The 19,432-nt window shown below is 68.5% G+C and carries 18 protein-coding genes; 14 read left to right on the plus strand and 4 right to left on the minus strand.

What is annotated here, in order from left to right; translation table 11 throughout:
• Window positions 1–20: 20 nt before the first annotated feature.
• Entirely contained in the window at window positions 21–2,195 is a 2,175-nt protein-coding gene (locus L3V85_RS05105; protein ID WP_237678322.1) for a malate synthase G, read from the minus strand.
• Between the two features lie 205 nt (window positions 2,196–2,400).
• On the opposite strand from L3V85_RS05105, the gene hisC reads away from it, so the two are divergent.
• Together hisC and L3V85_RS05115 are read left to right on the plus strand one after the other, a co-directional pair.
• Entirely contained in the window at window positions 2,401–3,378 is a 978-nt protein-coding gene (hisC, locus tag L3V85_RS05110; RefSeq protein WP_237678323.1) for a histidinol-phosphate transaminase, read from the plus strand.
• 56 nt (window positions 3,379–3,434) lie between these two features.
• Window positions 3,435–4,406: a Bug family tripartite tricarboxylate transporter substrate binding protein gene (locus L3V85_RS05115; protein ID WP_237678324.1), complete on the plus strand. Its 972-nt coding sequence runs from the start codon at window positions 3,435–3,437 to the stop codon at window positions 4,404–4,406.
• A gap of 46 nt (window positions 4,407–4,452) precedes the next feature.
• Here L3V85_RS05115 and L3V85_RS05120 read toward each other — a convergent pair whose 3' ends face one another.
• Complete coding sequence (locus L3V85_RS05120) at window positions 4,453–5,193, minus strand: IclR family transcriptional regulator (RefSeq protein WP_237678325.1); 741 nt, start codon at window positions 5,191–5,193, stop codon at window positions 4,453–4,455.
• A 126-nt stretch (window positions 5,194–5,319) separates the two neighbouring features.
• Here L3V85_RS05120 and L3V85_RS05125 point away from each other — a divergent pair, with 126 nt between their 5' ends.
• The 5 genes from L3V85_RS05125 to L3V85_RS05145 all read left to right on the plus strand — a co-directional run bounded on the left by L3V85_RS05125 (window position 5,320) and on the right by L3V85_RS05145 (window position 9,922).
• On the plus strand, window positions 5,320–6,258 hold the full coding sequence (locus L3V85_RS05125) for a hydroxymethylglutaryl-CoA lyase (RefSeq protein ID WP_237678326.1): 939 nt from the start codon (window positions 5,320–5,322) through the stop codon (window positions 6,256–6,258).
• Window positions 6,251–7,441, plus strand: a complete 1,191-nt coding sequence (locus L3V85_RS05130) for a CaiB/BaiF CoA transferase family protein (protein ID WP_237678327.1) — start codon at window positions 6,251–6,253, stop codon at window positions 7,439–7,441. Before L3V85_RS05125 ends, L3V85_RS05130 begins: the two co-directional genes overlap by 8 nt.
• Before the next feature lie 4 nt (window positions 7,442–7,445).
• Window positions 7,446–8,426 carry a Bug family tripartite tricarboxylate transporter substrate binding protein gene (locus tag L3V85_RS05135; protein WP_237678328.1) on the plus strand — a complete coding sequence of 327 codons (981 nt, stop codon included), beginning with the start codon at window positions 7,446–7,448 and terminating at the stop codon, window positions 8,424–8,426.
• A 51-nt stretch (window positions 8,427–8,477) separates the two neighbouring features.
• Window positions 8,478–9,404 carry a LysR family transcriptional regulator gene (locus L3V85_RS05140; RefSeq protein ID WP_237678329.1) on the plus strand — a complete coding sequence of 309 codons (927 nt, stop codon included), beginning with the start codon at window positions 8,478–8,480 and terminating at the stop codon, window positions 9,402–9,404.
• Window positions 9,405–9,469: 65 nt separating this feature from the next.
• Complete coding sequence (locus L3V85_RS05145) at window positions 9,470–9,922, plus strand: DUF2214 family protein (protein ID WP_237678330.1); 453 nt, start codon at window positions 9,470–9,472, stop codon at window positions 9,920–9,922.
• Window positions 9,923–9,984: 62 nt separating this feature from the next.
• On the opposite strand, the gene L3V85_RS05150 is transcribed toward L3V85_RS05145, so the two are convergent.
• A complete protein-coding gene (locus L3V85_RS05150) occupies window positions 9,985–10,317 on the minus strand; it encodes a hypothetical protein (RefSeq protein WP_237678331.1) in 333 nt (110 codons plus the stop codon).
• Between the two features lie 130 nt (window positions 10,318–10,447).
• Here L3V85_RS05150 and argS point away from each other — a divergent pair, with 130 nt between their 5' ends.
• The 7 genes from argS to L3V85_RS05185 all read left to right on the plus strand — a co-directional run bounded on the left by argS (window position 10,448) and on the right by L3V85_RS05185 (window position 18,655).
• On the plus strand, window positions 10,448–12,133 hold the full coding sequence (gene argS / locus L3V85_RS05155; protein WP_237678332.1) for an arginine--tRNA ligase: 1,686 nt from the start codon (window positions 10,448–10,450) through the stop codon (window positions 12,131–12,133).
• Between the two features lie 11 nt (window positions 12,134–12,144).
• Window positions 12,145–12,909, plus strand: coding sequence for an SPOR domain-containing protein (locus L3V85_RS05160; RefSeq protein WP_237678333.1), 765 nt, complete (start codon window positions 12,145–12,147; stop codon window positions 12,907–12,909).
• A 152-nt stretch (window positions 12,910–13,061) separates the two neighbouring features.
• Complete coding sequence (locus L3V85_RS05165) at window positions 13,062–13,709, plus strand: thiol:disulfide interchange protein DsbA/DsbL (protein WP_237678334.1); 648 nt, start codon at window positions 13,062–13,064, stop codon at window positions 13,707–13,709.
• A gap of 125 nt (window positions 13,710–13,834) precedes the next feature.
• The gene (gene lptA / locus L3V85_RS05170; RefSeq protein WP_237678335.1) at window positions 13,835–14,545 is read left to right on the plus strand and encodes a lipopolysaccharide transport periplasmic protein LptA; all 711 of its coding nucleotides are present in this window, start codon (window positions 13,835–13,837) and stop codon (window positions 14,543–14,545) included.
• Window positions 14,542–15,336 carry an LPS export ABC transporter ATP-binding protein gene (gene lptB / locus L3V85_RS05175; RefSeq protein ID WP_237678336.1) on the plus strand — a complete coding sequence of 265 codons (795 nt, stop codon included), beginning with the start codon at window positions 14,542–14,544 and terminating at the stop codon, window positions 15,334–15,336. Before lptA ends, lptB begins: the two co-directional genes overlap by 4 nt.
• A 17-nt stretch (window positions 15,337–15,353) precedes the next feature.
• Window positions 15,354–16,955 (plus strand): RNA polymerase factor sigma-54, encoded by a 1,602-nt coding sequence (gene rpoN / locus L3V85_RS05180; protein WP_237678337.1) that lies wholly within the window; start codon window positions 15,354–15,356, stop codon window positions 16,953–16,955.
• 20 nt (window positions 16,956–16,975) lie between these two features.
• Entirely contained in the window at window positions 16,976–18,655 is a 1,680-nt protein-coding gene (locus tag L3V85_RS05185) for a phospholipase D family protein (protein ID WP_414080185.1), read from the plus strand.
• 19 nt (window positions 18,656–18,674) lie between these two features.
• Here the strand turns inward: L3V85_RS05185 and L3V85_RS05190 are convergent, their stop codons facing one another.
• Window positions 18,675–19,319 (minus strand): LysE family translocator, encoded by a 645-nt coding sequence (locus L3V85_RS05190; RefSeq protein ID WP_237678338.1) that lies wholly within the window; start codon window positions 19,317–19,319, stop codon window positions 18,675–18,677.
• Window positions 19,320–19,432 lie beyond the last annotated feature (113 nt).

The following is a 19,432-nucleotide window of genomic DNA, read 5'->3' on the forward strand; positions in this document are numbered from 1 at the left end:
TCAGTCGCGGGTGCGAAGACTCAGGCTTCGCCCTTGACCTTCAGCCGCCACGCATGCAACAGCGGCTCGGTGTAGCCGCTGGGCTGCTCGATGCCCTTGAACACCAGGTCCTGCGCGGCCTTGTACGCGGCCGAGGTCGCGAAGTTGCCGGCCATCGGCTGGTAGAGCGCATCGCCCGCGTTCTGCTCGTCGACCACCTTGGCCATGCGCTGGAAGGTCTCGTCGACCTGCGCCTTGGTCACCACGCCGTGCAGCAGCCAGTTGGCGATGTGCTGGCTGGAGATGCGCAGCGTGGCGCGGTCTTCCATCAGGCCGACGTTGTGGATGTCGGGCACCTTCGAGCAGCCCACGCCCTGGTCGATCCAGCGCACCACGTAGCCCAGGATGCCCTGCACGTTGTTGTCGATTTCCTGCTGGCGCTCTTCGGCGGTCCACTTGGCTTCGGCCGCGATCGGCACCTGCAGCAGCGCGTTGAGGATGTTGTCGCGCTCCGCGTCGGCGTCGATCTTTTCCAGCTCCTGCTGCACCGCGGTCACGCTGACCTGGTGGTAGTGCAGCGCGTGCAGCGTGGCGGCGGTGGGCGAGGGCACCCAGGCGGTGTTGGCGCCGGCCTTGGGGTGCGCGATCTTCTGCTCGAGCATCGCGGCCATCAGGTCGGGCATGGCCCACATGCCCTTGCCGATCTGCGCCTTGCCGCGCAGGCCGCACGACAGGCCGACCAGCACGTTGTTCTTCTCGTAGGCGCCGATCCACGCGCTGGACTTCATGTCGCCCTTGCGGATCATCGGGCCGCCCTGCATGGCGGTGTGCATCTCGTCGCCGGTGCGGTCGAGGAAGCCGGTGTTGATGAAGGCCACGCGCGCGGCGGCCTCGGCGATGCAGGCCTTCAGGTTGACGCTGGTGCGGCGCTCCTCGTCCATGATGCCGAGCTTGACGGTGTTGGCGGGCAGGCCCAGCAGCTGCTCGACGCGGCCGAACAGCTCGCTGGCGAAGGCCACTTCGGCCGGGCCGTGCATTTTCGGCTTCACGATGTAGATGCTGCCGGTGCGCGAGTTGCCCTTGCGCTTCAGGTCGATGGTGGCGATGGTGGTGGTCACCACGGCGTCGAGGATGCCCTCGGGGATCTCCTTGCCGCCCGCGTACAGGATGGCCGGGTTGGTCATCAGGTGGCCCACGTTGCGCAGGAACATGAGCGAGCGGCCGTGCAGCTTCACGGGCTGGCCGTCGGCGCCGGTGTATTCGCGATCGGGGTTCAGGCCGCGCGTGAAGGTCTTGCCGCCCTTGGCGACTTCTTCCGTCAGCGTGCCTTCGACGATGCCCAGCCAGTTCGAGTACGCGACCACCTTGTCGGCCGCGTCGACCACGGCCACCGAGTCTTCCAGGTCGAGGATGGTCGAGAGCGCGGCTTCGAGCACCAGGTCGCTCACGCCGGCGGCGTCGCTCTTGCCGATGGGCGTGGAGCGGTCGATGCGGATGTCCAGGTGGATGCCGTTGTGCTTGAGCAGCACCGACGATGGCGCGGCGGCATCGCCCTGGTAGCCGATGAACTGCGATGCGTCGGCCAGGCCGGTGCTGCTGCTCTGCAGCGCGACGACCAGCTTGCCGTCCTTCACGCTGTAGCCGGTGGCCTGCTTGTGCGAGCCGTTGGCCAGCGGCGCGGCCTGGTCGAGCACGTTGCGCGCGAACTCGATGACCTTGGCGCCGCGCGCGGGGTTGTAGCCCTTGCCTTTTTCGGCCCCGCCGGTTTCGGGAATGGCGTCGGTGCCGTAGAGCGCGTCGTACAGCGAACCCCAGCGTGCGTTGGCGGCGTTCAGCGCGTAGCGTGCATTGAGGATCGGCACCACCAGCTGCGGGCCGGCCTGCAGCGCGAGTTCGGAGTCGACGTTGGCCGTGGTGGCCTTCGCGCCCTGGGGTTGCGGCAGCAGGTAGCCGATCTTCTCGAGGAAGGCGCGGTACGCCGGCATGTCGGCGATCGGGCCGGGGTTCTTCTTGTGCCAGGCGTCGAGTTCGCTCTGCAGGCGGTCGCGCTCGGCGAGCAGGGCGATGTTCTTCGGCGCGAGGTCGCTGACGATGGCGTCGAAGCCCTTCCAGAAGACGTCGCTGGCCACGCCGCTGGCGGGCAGGACCTTGTCCTCGATGAAGCGGTGGAGCTCGGTCGCGACCTGGAGTCCGTGGGCGGTGGTGCGGGCGGTCATGGGGGTTCTCCTTGAGAAAGATGCAATCCTGGGATGAACTTTATTCGATACTTTGCTGGTGAGTAAGAGCCGCAAGCGGGATTTATCTGTGACAAAAGTGAAGGTAATTGGGCGGCGGCAATGCAAGGCGCAAAGGGTAGGCACTGATAAGAGCGCGCCTACCGGCGGATATATTTAACTTCTTAAATAAATCCCCACCCGCTCCATGATCCTCCTGGCCTCCAACGAAAACCCCCTCGGCATGCCCGAATCGGCCCGTCGGGCCGCCGCCGCAGCGCTCGAGGGCGCGGGCAACTACCCCGACAGCAACGGCACGGCGCTGAAGAACGCCCTGGCCGCGCGGCTCGACGTGCCGGCCGACTGGCTCACGCTGGGCAGCGGATCGAGCGAGATCCTCGAGCTCGCGGCGCAGGTGAGCCTGAAGCCGGGCGAAGGCGTCGTCTATTCGCAGTACGGGTTCATCGTCTACGGGGCAGCCACGGCGCATGCCCATGCACGCGCCACCGTCGTGCCCGCGCGCGAGTACGGCCATGACCTGGACGCCATGCGCGCCGCCATCGGCGACGACACGAAGCTGGTTTTCGTGGCCAACCCCAACAACCCGACCGGCACCTTCATCGACGCCGCGCCGCTGCTGGCCTTCCTGCAGTCGGTGCCCGCGCACGTGACGGTGCTGCTGGACGAGGCCTACACCGAGTACCTCTCGCCCGCGCAGCGCTACGACAGCATCGAATGGGTGCGGCGCCTGCCCAACCTGATCGTGGCGCGCACCTTCTCCAAGGCCTTCGGCCTGGCCGGGCTGCGCATCGGCTACGGCGTGTCGCAGCCGGCGCTCACCGCGCGCATGAACGCGCACCGCCCGCGCTTCAACGTGACGACGCCGGCCCAGGCCGCCGCGGTGGCCGCGCTGGGCGACGCGGACTTCCTGGCCCGCACCTACGAACTCAACACGGCCGGGCGCGACCAGCTCGCAGCCGGCTTCAAGGAACTGGGGCTGGCCTTCGTTCCTTCTTCCGGCAACTTCCTGATGGTGCAGGTCGGCGACGCGCAGGCCGTGCATGCGCGCCTGCTGACGGCCGGCATCGAGGTCTCGCTGCTCGGCCCTTACGGCCTGCCGCAATGGCTGCGCGTCAGCATCGGATTGCCCGAGCAGAACCGCGCGGTGCTCGCCGCGCTGCGCTGACTCGGGGCGCGTCTTTCCCTGATTCTTTCTTCACCACGACCCGAGGAGACAAGACCATGAAACGCCGTCAGTTCGCAGCGCGTGCCGCTGCCGCCCTTGCCGCCACGGCCGCCGCGCCGCTGGTGTTCGCGCAGCAGGACCGCACCGTGCGGATCCTGGTCGGCTTTCCGCCGGGCGGCTCGGTGGACGTGGTGGCGCGGGTGCTGGCCGAGAAGATGCGCGTGTCGCTGGGCCAGAACGTGATCATCGACAACAAGCCCGGCGCGGCCGGCCGGCTCGCGCTGGGCGAACTGCGGCGCGCGGCGCCGGACGGCCACACGCTGGCCTTCTCGCCGAGCGGCGCGATGGTGATCCACCCCTGGCTCTACCCCAACCTCGGCTACGACCCGGCAAAGGACTTCACCCCGATCGCGCTCGGCAGCACCTTCGACTTCGCGGTGACGGCGGGCCCCGGCGCGCCGCCCGGCGACCTGAAGACGGTGCTGGCATGGATGAAGGCCAACCCCGCCAAGGCCAACTACGCCACTTCGGGCGCGGGCACCGTGCCGCACTTCGCCGGCCAGTTGATCGCCCAGGCGGCCGGCGTGCCGATGACGCACGTGGCCTACCGCGGCGGCGCCCCGGCCGCGCAGGACCTGATCGGCGGGCAGGTGCCGCTGATGGTCGACACCGCCTCGGAAACCATCGAGCACCACCGAGCGGGCAAGGTGCGCATCCTCGCGGTGACGGGCGAGCAGCGCAGCCGCGCGCTGCCCGACGTGCCGACGCTGAAGGAGGCGGGCATCAACGTGACGGCCGATGCATTCTTCGGGCTCTATGGGCCGCCGGGCATGCAGCCCGAGCTGGTGGCGCGCATCGACAAGTCGGTGGCCGACGCGCTGCGCATGCCCGACGTGCAGGAAAAGATCTATTCGCTGGGGCTCGTGCCCGCGCATGCGGGGCCGGCCGAGCTCGCGGCCATACAGGCGGCGCATCTGAAGCGCTGGGAAATGCCGATCAAGAACTCGGGCTTCAAGGCAGAGTCCTGAGGCTCCCGCGTTTCTCCCTCCTCCGGAAGGGGAAGGAGCAAGACCGTCAGACCTGGCCGCTCAGTTCCCGCGCCGCGGCGCGCACCGGCTCGATGTAGCGCTCGTCGTACCGATGCGTCGGCATCGTCAGCGTGACGGCCGCGGCCAGGCTGCCGTCCGCATGGAACACCGGCGCCGAGATGCCGGCCAGTTCCGCCGTTCGGTCGCCCACCAGCGCGCACCAGCCTTGCGCGCGAATGTCCTCGTACAGCTTGCGTTCCTCGGCGCCGCGCGGCAGTTCGCTCTCCGGGCCGAAGGCGATGAGCACGCGCGCGCCCGCGCCCCGGTCGTTGGGCAGCAGGTCGCCCACGCGCACGTGGTCGCGCACCACGTGCGACGAATCGATGCGGAACTGGCACAGCCGCACCCAGCTGTCGCCCTGGTCCTGCCGCACGTGATAGGCCGCACTCTCGCCCGTGGCCGCGACCAGCGCGCGCAGCACCGGCAGCACGATGCGGTCGAGCGACAGCGACGCCGCATAGAGCCCGTGCAGCCGCGCGATCTCCATGCCCAGCGCATAGCGGCCGTCTTCCTGGCGGCGGATCAGCCGCGCATGCTCGAGCGACGCCAGCAGCCGCAGCACGGTGCTCTTGTAGAGCTGCGTGCGCTCGGCGAACTGCGCGAGCGACAGCGCCTCGTCGCCCGGCTGGAAGGCCGAGAGCAGGCTCAGCGCGCGGTCGACCGCGGCGGCGCCGCCGGGTGCGGCATTGAGGTCGGAGACGGATTCAGTCTGGGCTTTGCGTGGCATGGGCGGGAATGGCTCGGCTTGACAGCCGGGGCGAATCGGCGGTCTAATTCTGTTTAACGGAATATAGTTCTGTAAGATAGAACAGTCAAGCGGCTTCAAGCAATTCCAGCACAGGAGACAGATTCGATGACACCCCCCGACGTCCTCATCAGCGAGGTCGGCCCGCGCGACGGCCTGCAGTCGGTCAAGGCCACCATGCCCACCGACGACAAGCTGCGCTGGATCGACGCGCTCTACGCCGCCGGCGTGCGCGAGATCGAGGTCGCTTCCTTCGTGCCCGCGAAGCTGCTGCCGCAGATGGCCGATGCCGCCGAGGTGGTGCGCCACGCCGTCACGCTGCCCGGCCTGGTGGTGATGGCGCTGGTGCCCAATCGCAAGGGCGCGCAGGCCGCGCTCGAGGCCGGCGTGCACAAGCTCACCATGCCGGTGTCGGCCAGCGTGGCGCATTCGCTGGCCAACGTGCGCAAGACGCCGACGGAAATGGTGGAAGAAGTGCGCGCCATCGCCGAGCTGCGCAACGCCATCGCGCCGCGCGTGAAGCTCGAGGCGGGCATCTCCACCGCCTTCGGCTGCACCCTGCAGGGCCTGGTGCCGGAAGACGACGTGATCCGCCTGGCCGCGCAGTGCGTGGAGGCCGGCGCGGACGAGTCGGGCCTGTCCGACACCGTGGGCTATGCCAACCCCGCGCAGGTGCGCCGGCTGTTCAGGCGCCTGCGCGCGGAAATCGGCGTGCACGCGGGCGCCGCCCACATGCACAACACGCGCGGCCTCGGCATCGCCAACTGCCTGGCGGCCTGGGACGAGGGCGTGCGCACCTTCGACGCATCGCTCGGCGGCCTCGGCGGCTGCCCCTATGCGCCCGGCGCCTCGGGCAACGCGGTGACCGAGGACCTGGTCTTCATGTTCGAGGCCATGGGCGTGCGCACCGGCATCGACATCCAGAAACTCATCGCGGCGCGCGCGCCGCTCATGGCCGGCCTGCCGGGCGAGCCGGTCTACGGCATGACGCCGGAAGCCGGATTGCCCAAGGGCTTCGTCCAGGAACACATCGAACAACATGTCTGAAGCCAATCCCCTGCCGTACGCCGGCGTCCGCGTCGTCGAGTTCACCCACATGGTCATGGGCCCGACCTGCGGGCTGCTGCTGGCCGACCTCGGCGCCGAGGTCATCAAGGTCGAGCCCATCGAGGGCGACAACACCCGCCGCCTGCTGGGCTCGGGCTCGGGCTTCTTCCCGACCTTCAACCGCAACAAGAAGAGCATCGCGCTCGACCTGAAGAAGCCCGAGGGCGTGGAGGCCGCGCTGCGCCTGATCGCCACCGCCGACATCGTGAGCGAAAACTTCAAGCCCGGCACCATGAAGAAGCTGGGGCTCGACTACGACACGTTGGCCAAGCTCAACCCGCGCCTCATCTACGTGAGCCACAAGGGCTTCCTGCCCGGCCCTTACGACCACCGCACCGCGCTCGACGAGGTGGTGCAGATGATGGGCGGCCTGGCCTACATGACCGGCCGCGCCGGCGACCCGCTGCGCGCGGGCACCAGCGTGAACGACATCATGGGCGGCATGTTCGGCGCCATCGGCGCGATGGCCGCGCTGCGCCAGCGCGACATCACCGGCAAGGGCTGCGAGGTGCAGTCGGCGCTGTTCGAGAACAACGTGTTCCTGGTGGCGCAGCACATGATGCAGTTCGCCGCCACCGGCAAGGCGGCCGACCCGATGCCCAGCCGCATCTCTGCCTGGGCCGTGTACGACGTGTTCACCGTGAAGGACGGCGAACAGATCTTCCTTGCGGCCGTGAGCGACAAGCAGTGGGCCATCTTCTGCAAGGCCTTCGGCCTGGAAGACATGCTGGCCGATCCGCGCCTGAAGACCAACAACGACCGCGTGCTGGCGCGCGAATGGATGATGCCCATCCTGCGCTCGCACCTGGCGAACCGCAGCGCCGCCGAGCTGGCCGCCGTGTTCGAGCAGAACGAGCTGCCCTTCGCGCCCATCACCAAGCCGCAGGCGCTGTTCGACGACCCGCACCTGAACGCCACCGGCGGCCTCGCGCCGGTGCGCATGAACGACGGCAGCACGGCCAAGGTGCCGCTGATGCCGTTCACGCTGGACGGCGAACGCCCCGGCATCCGGCTGCAGCCGCCGCGCATCGGCGAGCACAGCCGCGAACTCCTCAAGGAAGTGGGCTACAGCGACGAACAGATCGCCGCGCTCGCGACACACAACATCACCCTCGGAGACTGAACCCATGCAATCGATCACACGGCGCGCACTGCTCGCCTGCGCCGCGGCCGCGGCATGCCTGCCCGCCGCATCCGCCCTGGCCGACACGGCCTGGCCCGACAAGCCGGTGCGCCTCGTCGTGCCCTACACGCCCGGCGGCGCCACCGACATCGTGGCGCGGCTGATCGCGCAGAAGGTCATGGACGACACCAAGTGGACCTTCATCGTGGACAACCGCGCGGGCGGCAACGGCAACATCGGCATGGACGTGGTGGCCAAGGCCAAGCCCGACGGCTACACCATCGGCCTGGGCCAGACCGCGAACCTCGCGATCAACCCGACGCTGTTTCCCAAGATGCCCTACGACGCGCTGAAAGACCTGGTGCCGGTGGCCGTCGTGGCTTCGCAGCCGGTGGTGCTGGTGGTGCGCACGGAGGCGCCGTACAAGTCGCTGGCCGAACTGGTCGCCGCCGCCAAGGCCAAGCCCGGCGAGATCAAGCAGGCGCTCGCGGGCACAGGCACGCTGGGCCACATGGCCGGCGAGGTGCTGGCCAAGCGCGCCGGCTTCAAGGTGCTCAACGTGCCGTACAAGGGCGCGGCGCCCGCCATCACCGACCTGCTCGGCGGCCAGACCGACTACATGTTCGCAACGCCGCAGGGCGCGCTCTCGATGGTCAAGGGCGGCAAGCTGCGCGCGCTGGCCGTCACTTCGGCCAAGCGCCTGCCGGTGATGCCCGACGTGCCGACGGTGGGCGAGAGCTACCAGGGCTTCGAGGCGGTGGACTGGAAGGCCATCGTCGTGCCCACCGGCACGCCCGCCGACATCGTGAAGAAGCTCAATGCCGCCATCGGCAAGGCACTGGCCAAGCCGGCGACCATCTCGCAGCTGCTGGCCGAGGGCAGCACGCCCGGCGGCGGCAGTCCGGAGCAGGCGGCGCAGTACATCAAGGCCGAGCATGCGCGCTGGGGCGCGGCGGTGCGCGAGGCGGGCGTGCGGCCCGAATAAGGCCGCGCCCTTCGTGCGGCGGGGGGGACGGGGGATATAGTTCCGCCCGCCATGGACCGCCTCAAGCAGCTCGAATCCTTCGTTTCCGTCGCGACCCGGGGCGGCCTCACCGCCGCGGCCAAGGCCGAGGGCGTGGCCCCGGCCATCATGGGCCGCCGGCTCGACGCATTGGAGGAGCGGCTGGGCGTCAAGCTGCTGGTGCGCACCACGCGCCGCATCACCCTCACGCACGAGGGCAGCGCCTTCCTCGAAGATTGCCAGCGCCTCCTGACCGAGTTCGCCAATGCCGAGGCCAGCGTGAGTGCCGGCGGCGTCAAGGCGAGCGGCCATCTGCGGGTGACGGCGCCGGCCGGCTTCGGCCGCCGCCACGTCGCGCCGCTGGTGCCGCGCTTTCATGCGCTGCACCCGGAAGTGACGATTTCGCTGAACCTCAGCGACCGCGTGGTCGACGTCACCGGCGAGAGCTTCGATTGCGCGGTGCGCGTGGGCGACCTGCCCGACTCGTCGCTGGTGAGCGTGCGCCTGGCCGACAACCGCCGCCGCTGCGTGGCGACGCCCGACTTCGTGCGCCGCCACGGCAAGCCGAAGCATCCGGGCGAGCTTTCGCGCTTTGCCTGCCTCACGCTGTCGAGCGACGCCTCGCAGACGCGCGGCTGGGCCTTTCGCATTACCACCGAGGCCGGCGTGCAGGAGCTGATCCACCTGCGCCCGAGCGGCCCGCTCGATTGCTCCGACGGCCAGGTGCTGCACGACTGGTGCCTGGCCGGCCACGGCATCGCCTGGCGCAGCACCTGGGAGGTCGAGGCCGAGATCGACGCCGGGCTGCTCGTGCCGCTGCTCGACGAGTTCGCCGCGCCGCCCAACGGCATTTACGCGGTCTTCGCGGGCGCCAAGCACCTGCCGCTGCGGGTGCGACTGTGGCTTGATTTCCTCAAGGAGCAATACGGGAACCCGGAATTCTGGGGAGGCAGGGCGTAGGTGGCCTTCGCGGCGGCACAATCTCTGCGCAATTGCAACCCACTGCATAGAGAAGAAAGCCATCGATGACCCTCGAAGCCATCCTCGCCTACCTGCACATATTGGCCATCCTGACGATGGTCGTGTTCATCTCCAGCGAAGCGGCGCTGTGCCGGGTGCAGTGGCTCAACGCGGCGGTGGTCGAGCGGCTGGCCCGGGTCGACATGGTCTACGGCATCGCGGCCATCGCGGTGCTCGCCACCGGCATCGCGCGCACCTGGTGGGGCGTGAAGGGCACCGCCTGGTACTGGACCAACCCGCTGCTGCACGTGAAGCTGGGGCTCTTCATCATCGTCGGCGTGCTTTCGATCTTCCCGACGCTCACCTACTTCCGCTGGCGCAAGACGCTGCGCGCCACCGGCAAGCTGCCGGACGAGGCCGACATCAAGAAGACGCGCAAGCTGGTGATGGTGCAGGCGCACCTGATCGCGCTGATTCCGCTGGTGGCGGTGTTCCTGGCGCGCGGCTTCGGCAAATAAGAAGAAAAGCCGGGACGAAAAAAAGCCCGCGCTCGGCGGGCTTCTTCGGCGTCAGTGGCGCATCAGCCCTTGGCTGCGTCCGCTTCGCACTTCTTCATGAAGCTGGTCTTGGCGGCACCGGCCAGGGCCTTGCCGTTCTTGTCGACGGCCTTGGTCGCGCAGGCGGGTGCAGCGGCGGCCTTGGTGTCCTTTTCGCACTTCTTGACGAAGCTTGTCTTGGCGGCGCCTGCCAGGGGCTTGCCGTTCTTGTCGATGGCCTTGGCATCGCAGCTGGCGCCGGCGGCCGGTGCGGCCATGGCAGCGGGAGCGGCTGCCGGTGCGGCGGCCTTGTCTTGCGCGTAGGCGCCGAAGGAGAGACAGGCGCCCAGGGCTACCAGGGAAAGGAACTTCTTCATGGTGATATGTCCTCGCAAGGTTGGTTGTGACAGGTGCCCCGCCCCGGGGCCGACCATCCTAACGGGCCAAGTTCATGATTGGATGACCATCGTCAACAGCGTCCGGGTTTGCCCCCGGTAAAATTCACAGATGCTATTGGTCAAACAGGAGCTGCTCGCGGCGCTCGCGAACACGCTCGAATCCCTCTCGCCCGGCGCTGGCTCCAAAGCCGCGTTCGAGTCGCCCAAGGTGGCCGCCCATGGCGATTTCGCCAGCACGGCAGCCATGCAGCTCGCCAAGCCGCTCGCGCGCAAGCCGCGCGATCTGGCCGAGCAGCTCAGCGCCGCCTTGCTCGCAACCCCCGCTTTCGGCCAGTGGGTCGAGGCGATCGAGATCGCCGGCCCCGGCTTCCTCAACATCCGCCTGAAGACGGCGGCCAAGCAGCAGATCGTGCGCGAGGTGCTCTCGGCCGGCGAAAGCTTCGGCCAGCAGCCCGCCACCGGCGAGAAGGTGCTGGTCGAGTTCGTCTCCGCCAACCCGACCGGCCCGCTGCACGTCGGCCACGGCCGCCAGGCCGCGCTGGGCGACGCCATCTGCAACCTGCGCGCCTCGCAGGGCGAGAGCGTGTGGCGCGAGTACTACTACAACGACGCCGGCGTGCAGATCCAGACGCTGGCCAACAGCACCCAGCTGCGCGCCCGCGGCTTCAAGCCCGGCGACGCCGAATGGCCCAGCGGCGAAAAGGCTCCGGCCTACAACGGCGACTACATCGCCGACATCGCCGAAGACTTCAAGGCCAAGAAGACCGTCAAGTCGGAAGACCGCGAAGTCACCGCCACCGGCGACATCGCGGACATCGAAGCCATCCGCGAATTCGCCGTGGCCTACCTGCGCCGCGAACAGGACCTGGACCTGCAGGCCTTCCGCGTGCACTTCGACCAGTACTACCTGGAGTCGAGCCTGTACACCAGCGGCCGCGTCGAGGCCGCCGTGCAGAAGCTCGTGGCCGCCGGCAAGACCTACGAGCAGGACGGCGCGCTGTGGCTGAAGTCGACCGACTACGGCGACGACAAAGACCGCGTGATGAAGAAGCAGGACGGCACGTACACGTACTTCGTGCCCGACGTGGCGTATCACATCGCCAAGTGGGAGCGCGGCTTCCACAAGGTCATCAACATCCAGGGCACCGACCACCACGGCACCATCGCGCGCGTGCGCGCCGGCCTGCAGGCGGCCGGCGAAGGCATCCCAGAGGGCTACCCCGACTACGTGCTGCACACCATGGTGCGCGTGGTCAAGGGCGGCGAAGAGGTCAAGATCAGCAAGCGCGCCGGCAGCTACGTCACCCTGCGCGACCTGATCGAGTGGACCAGCACGGACGCCGTGCGCTTCTTCCTGCTGAGCCGCAAGCCGGACACCGAGTACACCTTCGACGTCGACCTCGCGGTCACCAAGAACAACGACAACCCGGTGTACTACGTGCAGTACGCGCATGCGCGCATCTGCTCGGTGCTCGCCGGCTGGGGCGGCGATCGCGCCACGCTGGCGGGCGTCGACCTGTCGCCGCTGGAAAGCCCGGCCGCCCAGGCGCTGATGCTGCTGCTGGCCAAGTACCCGGCCATGCTCACCGCCGCCGCCCGCGATTTCGCCCCGCACGACGTCACCTTCTACCTGCGCGAGCTGGCCGCCAGCTACCACAGCTATTACGACGCCGAACGCATCCTGGTCGACGACGAAAAGGTCAAGCTGGCCCGCCTGGCGCTGGTCGCCGCGACCGCGCAGGTGCTGCACAATGGCCTCGCGATTCTCGGCGTCAGTGCGCCGAGCAAGATGTGAACTCCCTCACCATGAAGAAGACAACCAGACAACGCGGCAACATCGTCATCGGCCTGATCATCGGGCTGGTGCTCGGCCTTGGCGTCGCGCTGGGCATCGCGGTCTACGTGACCAAGGTGCCGATTCCTTTCGTGACCAAGACGCAGCGCGGCGGCGCCGAACAGGACGAAGCCGAAGCCCGCAAGAACCGCGACTGGGACCCGAACGCACCGCTGGCCGGCAAGGCCGGTGCCGCCAAGCCGGCGCCCGCCGCGACCGGCCCGGTCAACCCCGTCACCGGCGAGCCGGCGACCACCGCCGTCGCTCCCGCCACCGCCGGGCCGACCACCGCGCCGCCGGTGCCCGTGGTGGTGCCCCCCACGGCCGTCAAGCCGCGCACCGCGCCCGTGCCGGCCGAGGCCAACGCGCTGCCGCCGTCGAACGACCCGCTGGGCGACCTGGCTCGCGCCCGCTCGGGCGGCGGCTCCGGCAGCACGACCACCGCGTCGGCCGCGCCCAGCAGCAACAGCGGCGCCGCCAGCAGCAACTCGGGCGCCGATCCGTTCATGTACTTCGTGCAGGCCGGCGCCTTCCGCACCACCGACGACGCCGAGGCGCAGCGCGCCAAGCTGTCGCTGATGGGCGTCGAGGCCAAGGTCACCGAGCGCGAACAGGCGGGCCGCACCGTCTACCGCGTGCGCGCCGGCCCGTTCAACAAGAAGGAAGACGCCGACCGCCTGAAGGAACGCCTGGACGGCGGCGGCCTCGATTCGGCGCTCGTGCGCGTGCAGCGCTGATGCCGCCGCGGCAATCGATTGCCACCAATAGCCCTTAAGCTTCGCCGCGCGGCGTTTGCCGCCACCATTCATCGCCTTGGGCGCGCCGCGGGCGGGGGAACTCCCCGCCGCGTGCCGGCTCAGTCTGCCGTACCAACTGGAGAACCCTTTCAATGAAACGTCGTGACTTTTCGCTGGCTGCCACCTCGCTCGGGCTGCTGTCCCTGGCCGCCAACCCGGCCCACGCCCAGGCGCGCGTGCCCAAGGCCGGCTCGGAGTACCTGGTGCTCGACAAGCGCGTGCCCGTCGATGCCCCGGCCGGCAAGGTCGAGGTGGTCGAGTTCTTCTCGTACAACTGCCCCCATTGCAACGACTTCGAACCGACGCTCGAAGCCTGGGTCAAGTCGGCACCGAAGGAAGTGGCCTTCCGCCGCATTCCGGTGCCTTTCGTGGGCAACGACGTCGAAGCCAAGCAGCGCCTGTACTACGCGCTCGAAGCCATGGGCAAGGTCGACGAATACCAGCCGAAGGTGTTCAACGCGATCCACGCGCAGCGCCAGAACGTGAACGGCGACGCCAACATCATTGCCTGGGCCGCGGCCAACGGCCTCGACGGCGCCAAGTTCAAGGAAGTCTTCACCTCGTTCGGCGTGGCCAGCAAGGCCAAGCGCGCTTCGCAGATGACCGACGCCTACAAGGTGGCGGGCGTGCCGGCCATGGCCGTCGCCGGCCGCTGGTACGTGGACGGCGAAACCGCCGGCAGCATGAGCAAGGTGCTGCAGGTCGTGAACTATCTGGTCGGCGAAGCCAAGAAGGGCTGACCCCAGGCTTCGCGACACTTCGTGTTGCTGCGCCCATCACCGGCCCGCTTCGGCGGGCTTTTTCATCTGCGCGTGCGGGCTGACGCAATCAGCCGCATACAATGCCGAGCAAGTTTCGTGCCTCTATGACATTGCATTCTTACTCCACCACCCCCTTCCTGCGCCGCGTCGGCCGCCTGGCTGCCGCCGCGCTGTTGCTGGCCGGCCTTGCCTCGGGCGCCCTGGCCGAGACCGCCGACCGCAGCAAGCCGATGAACATCGAGTCGGACGCCATGCGTTACGACGACCTCAAGCAGACCAGCGTGTTCACGGGCAACGTGCTGGTAACAAAAGGCACGATCATCATCCGCGGCGCCCGGCTCGATGTGCGCCAGGACGCCGAGGGCTACCAGTACGGGGTGGTCACCGCGGCGCCCGGCAAGCGGGCTTACTACAAGCAGAAGCGCAACGCCCCTGACGAGTGGATCGAGGGCGAGTCCGAAGTCATCGAGTACGACAGCCGCGCCGACAACGTCAAGTTCATCCGCAACGCGGAAATGCGCCGCCTGCTCGGTTCCACGCCGAACGACGTGAGCACCGGCGCCCTGATCGTCTACGACCAGAGCAACGACACCTACACGGTCAACGGTTCCACCGTGCCGCCGAACACCGCGGTCAACGCGTCGTCCCCGAGCGGCCGCGTCAAGACCATCCTGACACCCAAGGCCGCCACGGCACCCGCGCCCGGCGCTCCGGCCGGGGCCAAGCCCGCGGCGCCGGCCGCGCCCACGCCGGCACCCGGCGCGGGCCTGCGTTCGACCACCACGCTCGGTGGCGATGGAGATACCCGCAAGTGATCGAAACCGCTGGAACCCAGGAAGCCAACGGCGCACCGGGCAGCCGCCTGGTCGCGCGCGGCCTGAAGAAGAGCTACGGCAGCCGCACGGTCGTGAAGGACGTCTCGCTCGACGTGCAGAAGGGTGAAGTCGTCGGGCTGCTCGGCCCCAACGGCGCCGGCAAGACCACCTCGTTCTACATGATCGTCGGGCTGGTGCGCGCCGACGCCGGCGACATCACCATCGACGGCGAGCCCATCGCGCACATGCCCATCCACCGCCGCGCGCGCATGGGCCTGAGCTACCTGCCGCAGGAAGCCTCGATCTTCCGCAAGCTCACGGTCGAGGAAAACGTGCGCGCCGTGCTCGAATTGCAGCAGGAGCCCGACGCGAGCGGCAAGCTCATGCCGCTGTCGAAGCAGCACATGGAAGAGCGCCTGTCCGAGCTGCTGGCCGACCTGCGCGTCGACCACCTGCGCGATTCGCCCGCGCTGGCGCTGTCGGGCGGCGAGCGCCGCCGCGTCGAGATCGCGCGCGCGCTGGCCACCCAGCCGCGCTTCATCCTGCTGGACGAGCCCTTTGCCGGCATCGACCCGATCGCCGTCATCGAAATCCAGCGGATCATCAGCTTCCTGAAGGAACGCGGCATCGGCGTGCTCATCACCGACCACAACGTGCGCGAAACGCTGGGCATCTGCGATCACGCCTTCATCATCAGCGACGGGCATGTGCTGGCACAAGGCACGCCTTCGGAGATCGTCGACAACGCCGAGGTACGCAGGGTGTACCTGGGCGAACACTTCCGCATGTAAGGGCGGGGGCGTTCTCCATGAAGCAGGGGCTGTCCCTTCGCGTCTCGCAGCATCTGGCACTCACGCCGCAGCTGCAGCAGTCGATCCGGCTGCTTCAACTTTCCACGCTCGAACTGAGCCAGGAAGTGGAGCAGATGCTCGACGAGAACCCGTTCCTCGAGCGCACCGCGGAAGAAGCGGCGCGCGAGGAATTCGGGCTCGATGCCGTCGACACGCCGGTCCAGCGCGATGAGGTGGCCGAAGCCGGCGAGGGCGACTTCACCCCGCCGTCGGCCAGCACCTCCACCGCCTCGACCGAGACCAGTACCACCGCGGCCGATTCCGACGGCCCCGCCGCCGAGATCGCCGAGCGCGAGCCCGACTGGGAAGGCGACGGCACCGTCGACATGGCGCCCGACGACAGCGAGTGGGGCAGCGATGCCCCCGCTCGCCAGAACAACCTGGGCGACGACGAGCGCGCCGATGCCACCGAGCTCGCGCGCAGCCAGGAATCGCTGCAGTCGTTCCTGCACCGCCAAGCGCTGAGCCTGCGCCTGAGCGAAAACGACAGCGCCGCGCTGCGCTTCCTGATCGAGTCGCTGAACGACGACGGCTACCTCGAAGACTCGCTGCCCGCGCTGGCCTCGGGCCTGGCCGGCGACGACAACGACCAGTTCGACGACCTCGTGCACCACTTCCAGGTGGCGCTCGGCCTGCTGCAGAGCCTGGAGCCGGTGGGCGTGGGCGCGCGCGACCTGGGCGAATGCCTGAGCATCCAGCTGCGCGCGCTGGCCGCCGAGGACGAAGATGGCGAAGAAGAAGACCGCGCGCAGGTCTACAAGACCGCCATCGCCATCTGCAAGCAGCCGATGGAGCTGCTCGCGCGGCGCGACTTCAAGCGCCTGGCCACGCTCACCCGCAGCAACGAAGAGCTGGTGCGCCTGGCGCTGCAGGTCATCGCGCGGCTGGAGCCCAAGCCGGGACGGCGTTTCGTCGATGTCGAACGCAACATCGTCATTCCCGACGTGATCGTCACCAAGACCGGCCGCGGCACCAACGTCAAGTTCCGCGTCATGCTGAATCCCGAAGTCATGCCACGCCTGCGAGTGCACGACATCTATGCCGGCGCGCTCAAGTCGCACAAGGGCGAGGGCAGCCAGGCGCTGTCGCAGCGGCTTCAGGAGGCGCGCTGGTTCATCAAGAACATCCAGCAGCGCTTCGACACCATCCTGCGCGTGAGCAACGCCATCGTCGAGCGCCAGAAGAGCTACTTCGTGCACGGCGAGCTGGCCATGCGCCCGCTGGTGCTGCGCGAGATCGCCGACGAACTGGGCCTGCACGAATCCACCATTTCGCGCGTGACCACCGCCAAGTACATGGCCACGCCGTTCGGCACGGTCGAGCTGAAGTATTTCTTCGGCTCGGCGCTGGGCACCGAGACCGGCGGCAATGCGTCGAGCACCGCGGTGCGCGCGCTGATCAAGCAGTTCGTGAGTTCGGAGAGCATCAAGAAGCCGCTGTCGGACAGCCAGATTTCCGAGATGCTGAAGGAGCAGGGCATTGAGTGCGCACGCCGCACCGTGGCCAAGTACCGCGAGGCGCTGCGTATCGCGCCCGCCAATCTGCGCAAGGCACTGTAGCTCGGCTACACCCCCAGGCTATGCGCACTTCGTGTCGCTTCGCCAACCCCCTTGCAGGGGGCAACACCGGCGGCCCGGCAGAGCCGGTTCCGCGGTGTTCGCCGCCTGGCCGTGAATGGCGAGCGAGTCTGGCCTTGGTGTTCGCTCTGGCCGTGTTGCTCGTCACCGGCTGCGCCACCCTGCCCGACGAGGCGCCGCGCCCACCCACCAGGGCCATGGCGGTGTCGGCCGACACCGCGCTCGGCAAGCTCGCGCTGGCCGCGCAGCCCGACCCCGACCTGAGCGGTTTTCGCCTGATGCCCGGCGGCGACTTCGCCTTCGACACCCGCATCGAACTGGCGCGCCGCGCACAGCGCACGCTGGACGTGCAGTACTACCAGATCGAGAGCGACGAGACCGGCCGTTACCTGCTGCGCACCCTGCGCGACGCCGCCCTGCGCGGCGTGCGGGTGCGCGTGCTGATGGACGACCTCTACACCTCCGGCGAAGACGAACTGCTGCTCGGCTTCGCCGCCACGCCGAATGTCGAGCTGCGCCTGTTCAATCCTTTCCCGGCCGGGCGCGGCAGCCTGGTCAGGCGCTTCGCTGCGTCGCTGTTCGACTTCAGCCGGGTCAACCGCCGCATGCACAACAAGCTGTTCATCGCCGACGGCGCGATGGCGGTGGCGGGCGGGCGCAACATCGGCAACCAGTACTTCACGCGCACGGCGGGCGAGAATTTTCTGGACCTCGACACCTTCGTGACCGGCGCGCTGGTTCCCCGGCTCGGCAGCCTGTTCGACCAGTACTGGAACAGCACCTACGTGCGCCCCGTGCAGTCGGTGGTGACGAGCAGCATCGCGCACGAGGAACTGCGGCGCCGTTTCGATGCAGCCACCGGCCCCGATACCACGCCGCCACCGCCGCCGCCCGCACCGAACGACCTGCTCGGCTACAGCCCGATCGCCGACGACCTGAACGCCGGCAGGCTGGGCCTGATCTGGACCCTGGCCGAGGCCTACGCCGACTCGCCCGACCGCGTGATCGGCAAGACCGCCTCGTACGGCGGCGTGCCGCTGCTCGACGTCGACAGCGTGCGCTACAACGTGGTCGAGCAGATGCGCCGCGCGCGCGCCGAAGTGACCATCGTCTCGCCCTACCTGATTCCGGGCGCCACGGGGCTGGAGGTGATGCGCGAGATCCGCGGGCGCGGCGTGAAGATCAGCGTGGTCACCAATTCGCTGGCCGCCACCGACGAACCGCTGGTGCACACCGCCTACCGCCGCTACCGGCCCGACATGCTCAAGCTCGGCGCCGACCTGTATGAGCTGAGCTCCACGCGCACCCGGCGCAGTGTGCGGCTCGGCCTTTTCGGCACCACGGTCGGGCGGCTGCATGCCAAGTCGGCGGTGATCGACCGGCGCACGCTGTTCGTGGGGTCGATGAATTTCGATCCGCGCTCGGAATCGCAGAACACCGAGATCGGGCTGATCATCCACAGCCCCGAGATGGCGCAACAGATGCTCAAGCTGCTCGACGTGCTCAAGCAGCAGGGCGCCTACCGGCTGCGCTTTGCCGAGGGCAGCAACGACAGCCGCATCGAATGGGTCAGCGACGACGCCGGCAAGATCACGGTGCTGCACGAGGAGCCCGATTCGGGCTTCTGGGACCGCACCATGCTCGAACTGCTGGCGCCGCTGACACCCGAGAGCCTGCTGTAGCGGCCCGACGGGTATTCGGTCAGTGGCCGCCGCGCAGGGCCGACCAGACCAGCCGAACGCCCAGCAGCCCCATCACGCCACCGGCCGCGCGGTCGATCCACGCCTTGTAGCGCAGGTAGGCCGAGCGCGGCGCCGCCGACGAGAGCGCCAGCGCGACGATGGTGTACCAGCCGGTCTCGATGCAGAAGATCACGGCCGGCACCGACAGCGCCAGTACCAGCGGCACCTCGCGCGGCAGGAAGGCCGCGAAGATGCTGGCGTAGACCACCGCCGTCTTCGGGTTGCTGACCTGGGTGGCCAGGCCCAGCAAGAAGGTGCGGCCGCCGCGGCCCTGCCGGACGGTAGAGCTACCCACTTCAGGTGTAACAGCCAGTGGCTGGCGCGCACCGCGCCAGATGCGAAAACCCAGGTACACGAGGTAGGCGCCGCCGAAGCCCTTGATTGCCAGATAGAGCCCCGGCACCGCCAGGAACGCCGCCTGCAGGCCGGCCAGCGCGGCAATGGCGAAGACCAGTCCGCCCGCGCCCATGCCCAGCGCCGCCGCCAGCCCGTCGCCGCGGGAGGCCACGGCCGTGCGCGCCACCATGACGAAACTGGGGCCCGGGCTCATCGCGCCCACGGCCATCGCGCCGGCGATACCCAGCAAGGAAAGGGTGTTGTCCATCGGGCATGCCTCTTCGGGAAAATTTGAAATGGTTGAATAACGTGCACAAATTCACGCTGATCAAGGATTGAAAAGTAAACTATAAGTAGTACTCGAATTACTTTTTCGTTTAC

It is taken from the genome of Variovorax paradoxus (assembly GCF_022009635.1).
Taxonomy (GTDB): Bacteria; Pseudomonadota; Gammaproteobacteria; order Burkholderiales; family Burkholderiaceae_C; genus Variovorax.

What these genes read in the sequence shown, in the direction of transcription:
- L3V85_RS05105 (WP_237678322.1), bottom strand. Translation starts at nt 2,195, where the DNA reads ATGACCGCCCGCACCACCGCCCACGGACTCCAGGTCGCGACCGAGCTC.
- hisC (WP_237678323.1), top strand. Translation starts at nt 2,401, where the DNA reads ATGATCCTCCTGGCCTCCAACGAAAACCCCCTCGGCATGCCCGAATCG.
- L3V85_RS05115 (WP_237678324.1), top strand. Translation starts at nt 3,435, where the DNA reads ATGAAACGCCGTCAGTTCGCAGCGCGTGCCGCTGCCGCCCTTGCCGCC.
- L3V85_RS05120 (WP_237678325.1), bottom strand. Translation starts at nt 5,193, where the DNA reads ATGCCACGCAAAGCCCAGACTGAATCCGTCTCCGACCTCAATGCCGCA.
- L3V85_RS05125 (WP_237678326.1), top strand. Translation starts at nt 5,320, where the DNA reads ATGACACCCCCCGACGTCCTCATCAGCGAGGTCGGCCCGCGCGACGGC.
- L3V85_RS05130 (WP_237678327.1), top strand. Translation starts at nt 6,251, where the DNA reads ATGTCTGAAGCCAATCCCCTGCCGTACGCCGGCGTCCGCGTCGTCGAG.
- L3V85_RS05135 (WP_237678328.1), top strand. Translation starts at nt 7,446, where the DNA reads ATGCAATCGATCACACGGCGCGCACTGCTCGCCTGCGCCGCGGCCGCG.
- L3V85_RS05140 (WP_237678329.1), top strand. Translation starts at nt 8,478, where the DNA reads ATGGACCGCCTCAAGCAGCTCGAATCCTTCGTTTCCGTCGCGACCCGG.
- L3V85_RS05145 (WP_237678330.1), top strand. Translation starts at nt 9,470, where the DNA reads ATGACCCTCGAAGCCATCCTCGCCTACCTGCACATATTGGCCATCCTG.
- L3V85_RS05150 (WP_237678331.1), bottom strand. Translation starts at nt 10,317, where the DNA reads ATGAAGAAGTTCCTTTCCCTGGTAGCCCTGGGCGCCTGTCTCTCCTTC.
- argS (WP_237678332.1), top strand. Translation starts at nt 10,448, where the DNA reads ATGCTATTGGTCAAACAGGAGCTGCTCGCGGCGCTCGCGAACACGCTC.
- L3V85_RS05160 (WP_237678333.1), top strand. Translation starts at nt 12,145, where the DNA reads ATGAAGAAGACAACCAGACAACGCGGCAACATCGTCATCGGCCTGATC.
- L3V85_RS05165 (WP_237678334.1), top strand. Translation starts at nt 13,062, where the DNA reads ATGAAACGTCGTGACTTTTCGCTGGCTGCCACCTCGCTCGGGCTGCTG.
- lptA (WP_237678335.1), top strand. Translation starts at nt 13,835, where the DNA reads ATGACATTGCATTCTTACTCCACCACCCCCTTCCTGCGCCGCGTCGGC.
- rpoN (WP_237678337.1), top strand. Translation starts at nt 15,354, where the DNA reads ATGAAGCAGGGGCTGTCCCTTCGCGTCTCGCAGCATCTGGCACTCACG.
- L3V85_RS05185 (WP_414080185.1), top strand. Translation starts at nt 16,976, where the DNA reads ATGCGCACTTCGTGTCGCTTCGCCAACCCCCTTGCAGGGGGCAACACC.
- L3V85_RS05190 (WP_237678338.1), bottom strand. Translation starts at nt 19,319, where the DNA reads ATGGACAACACCCTTTCCTTGCTGGGTATCGCCGGCGCGATGGCCGTG.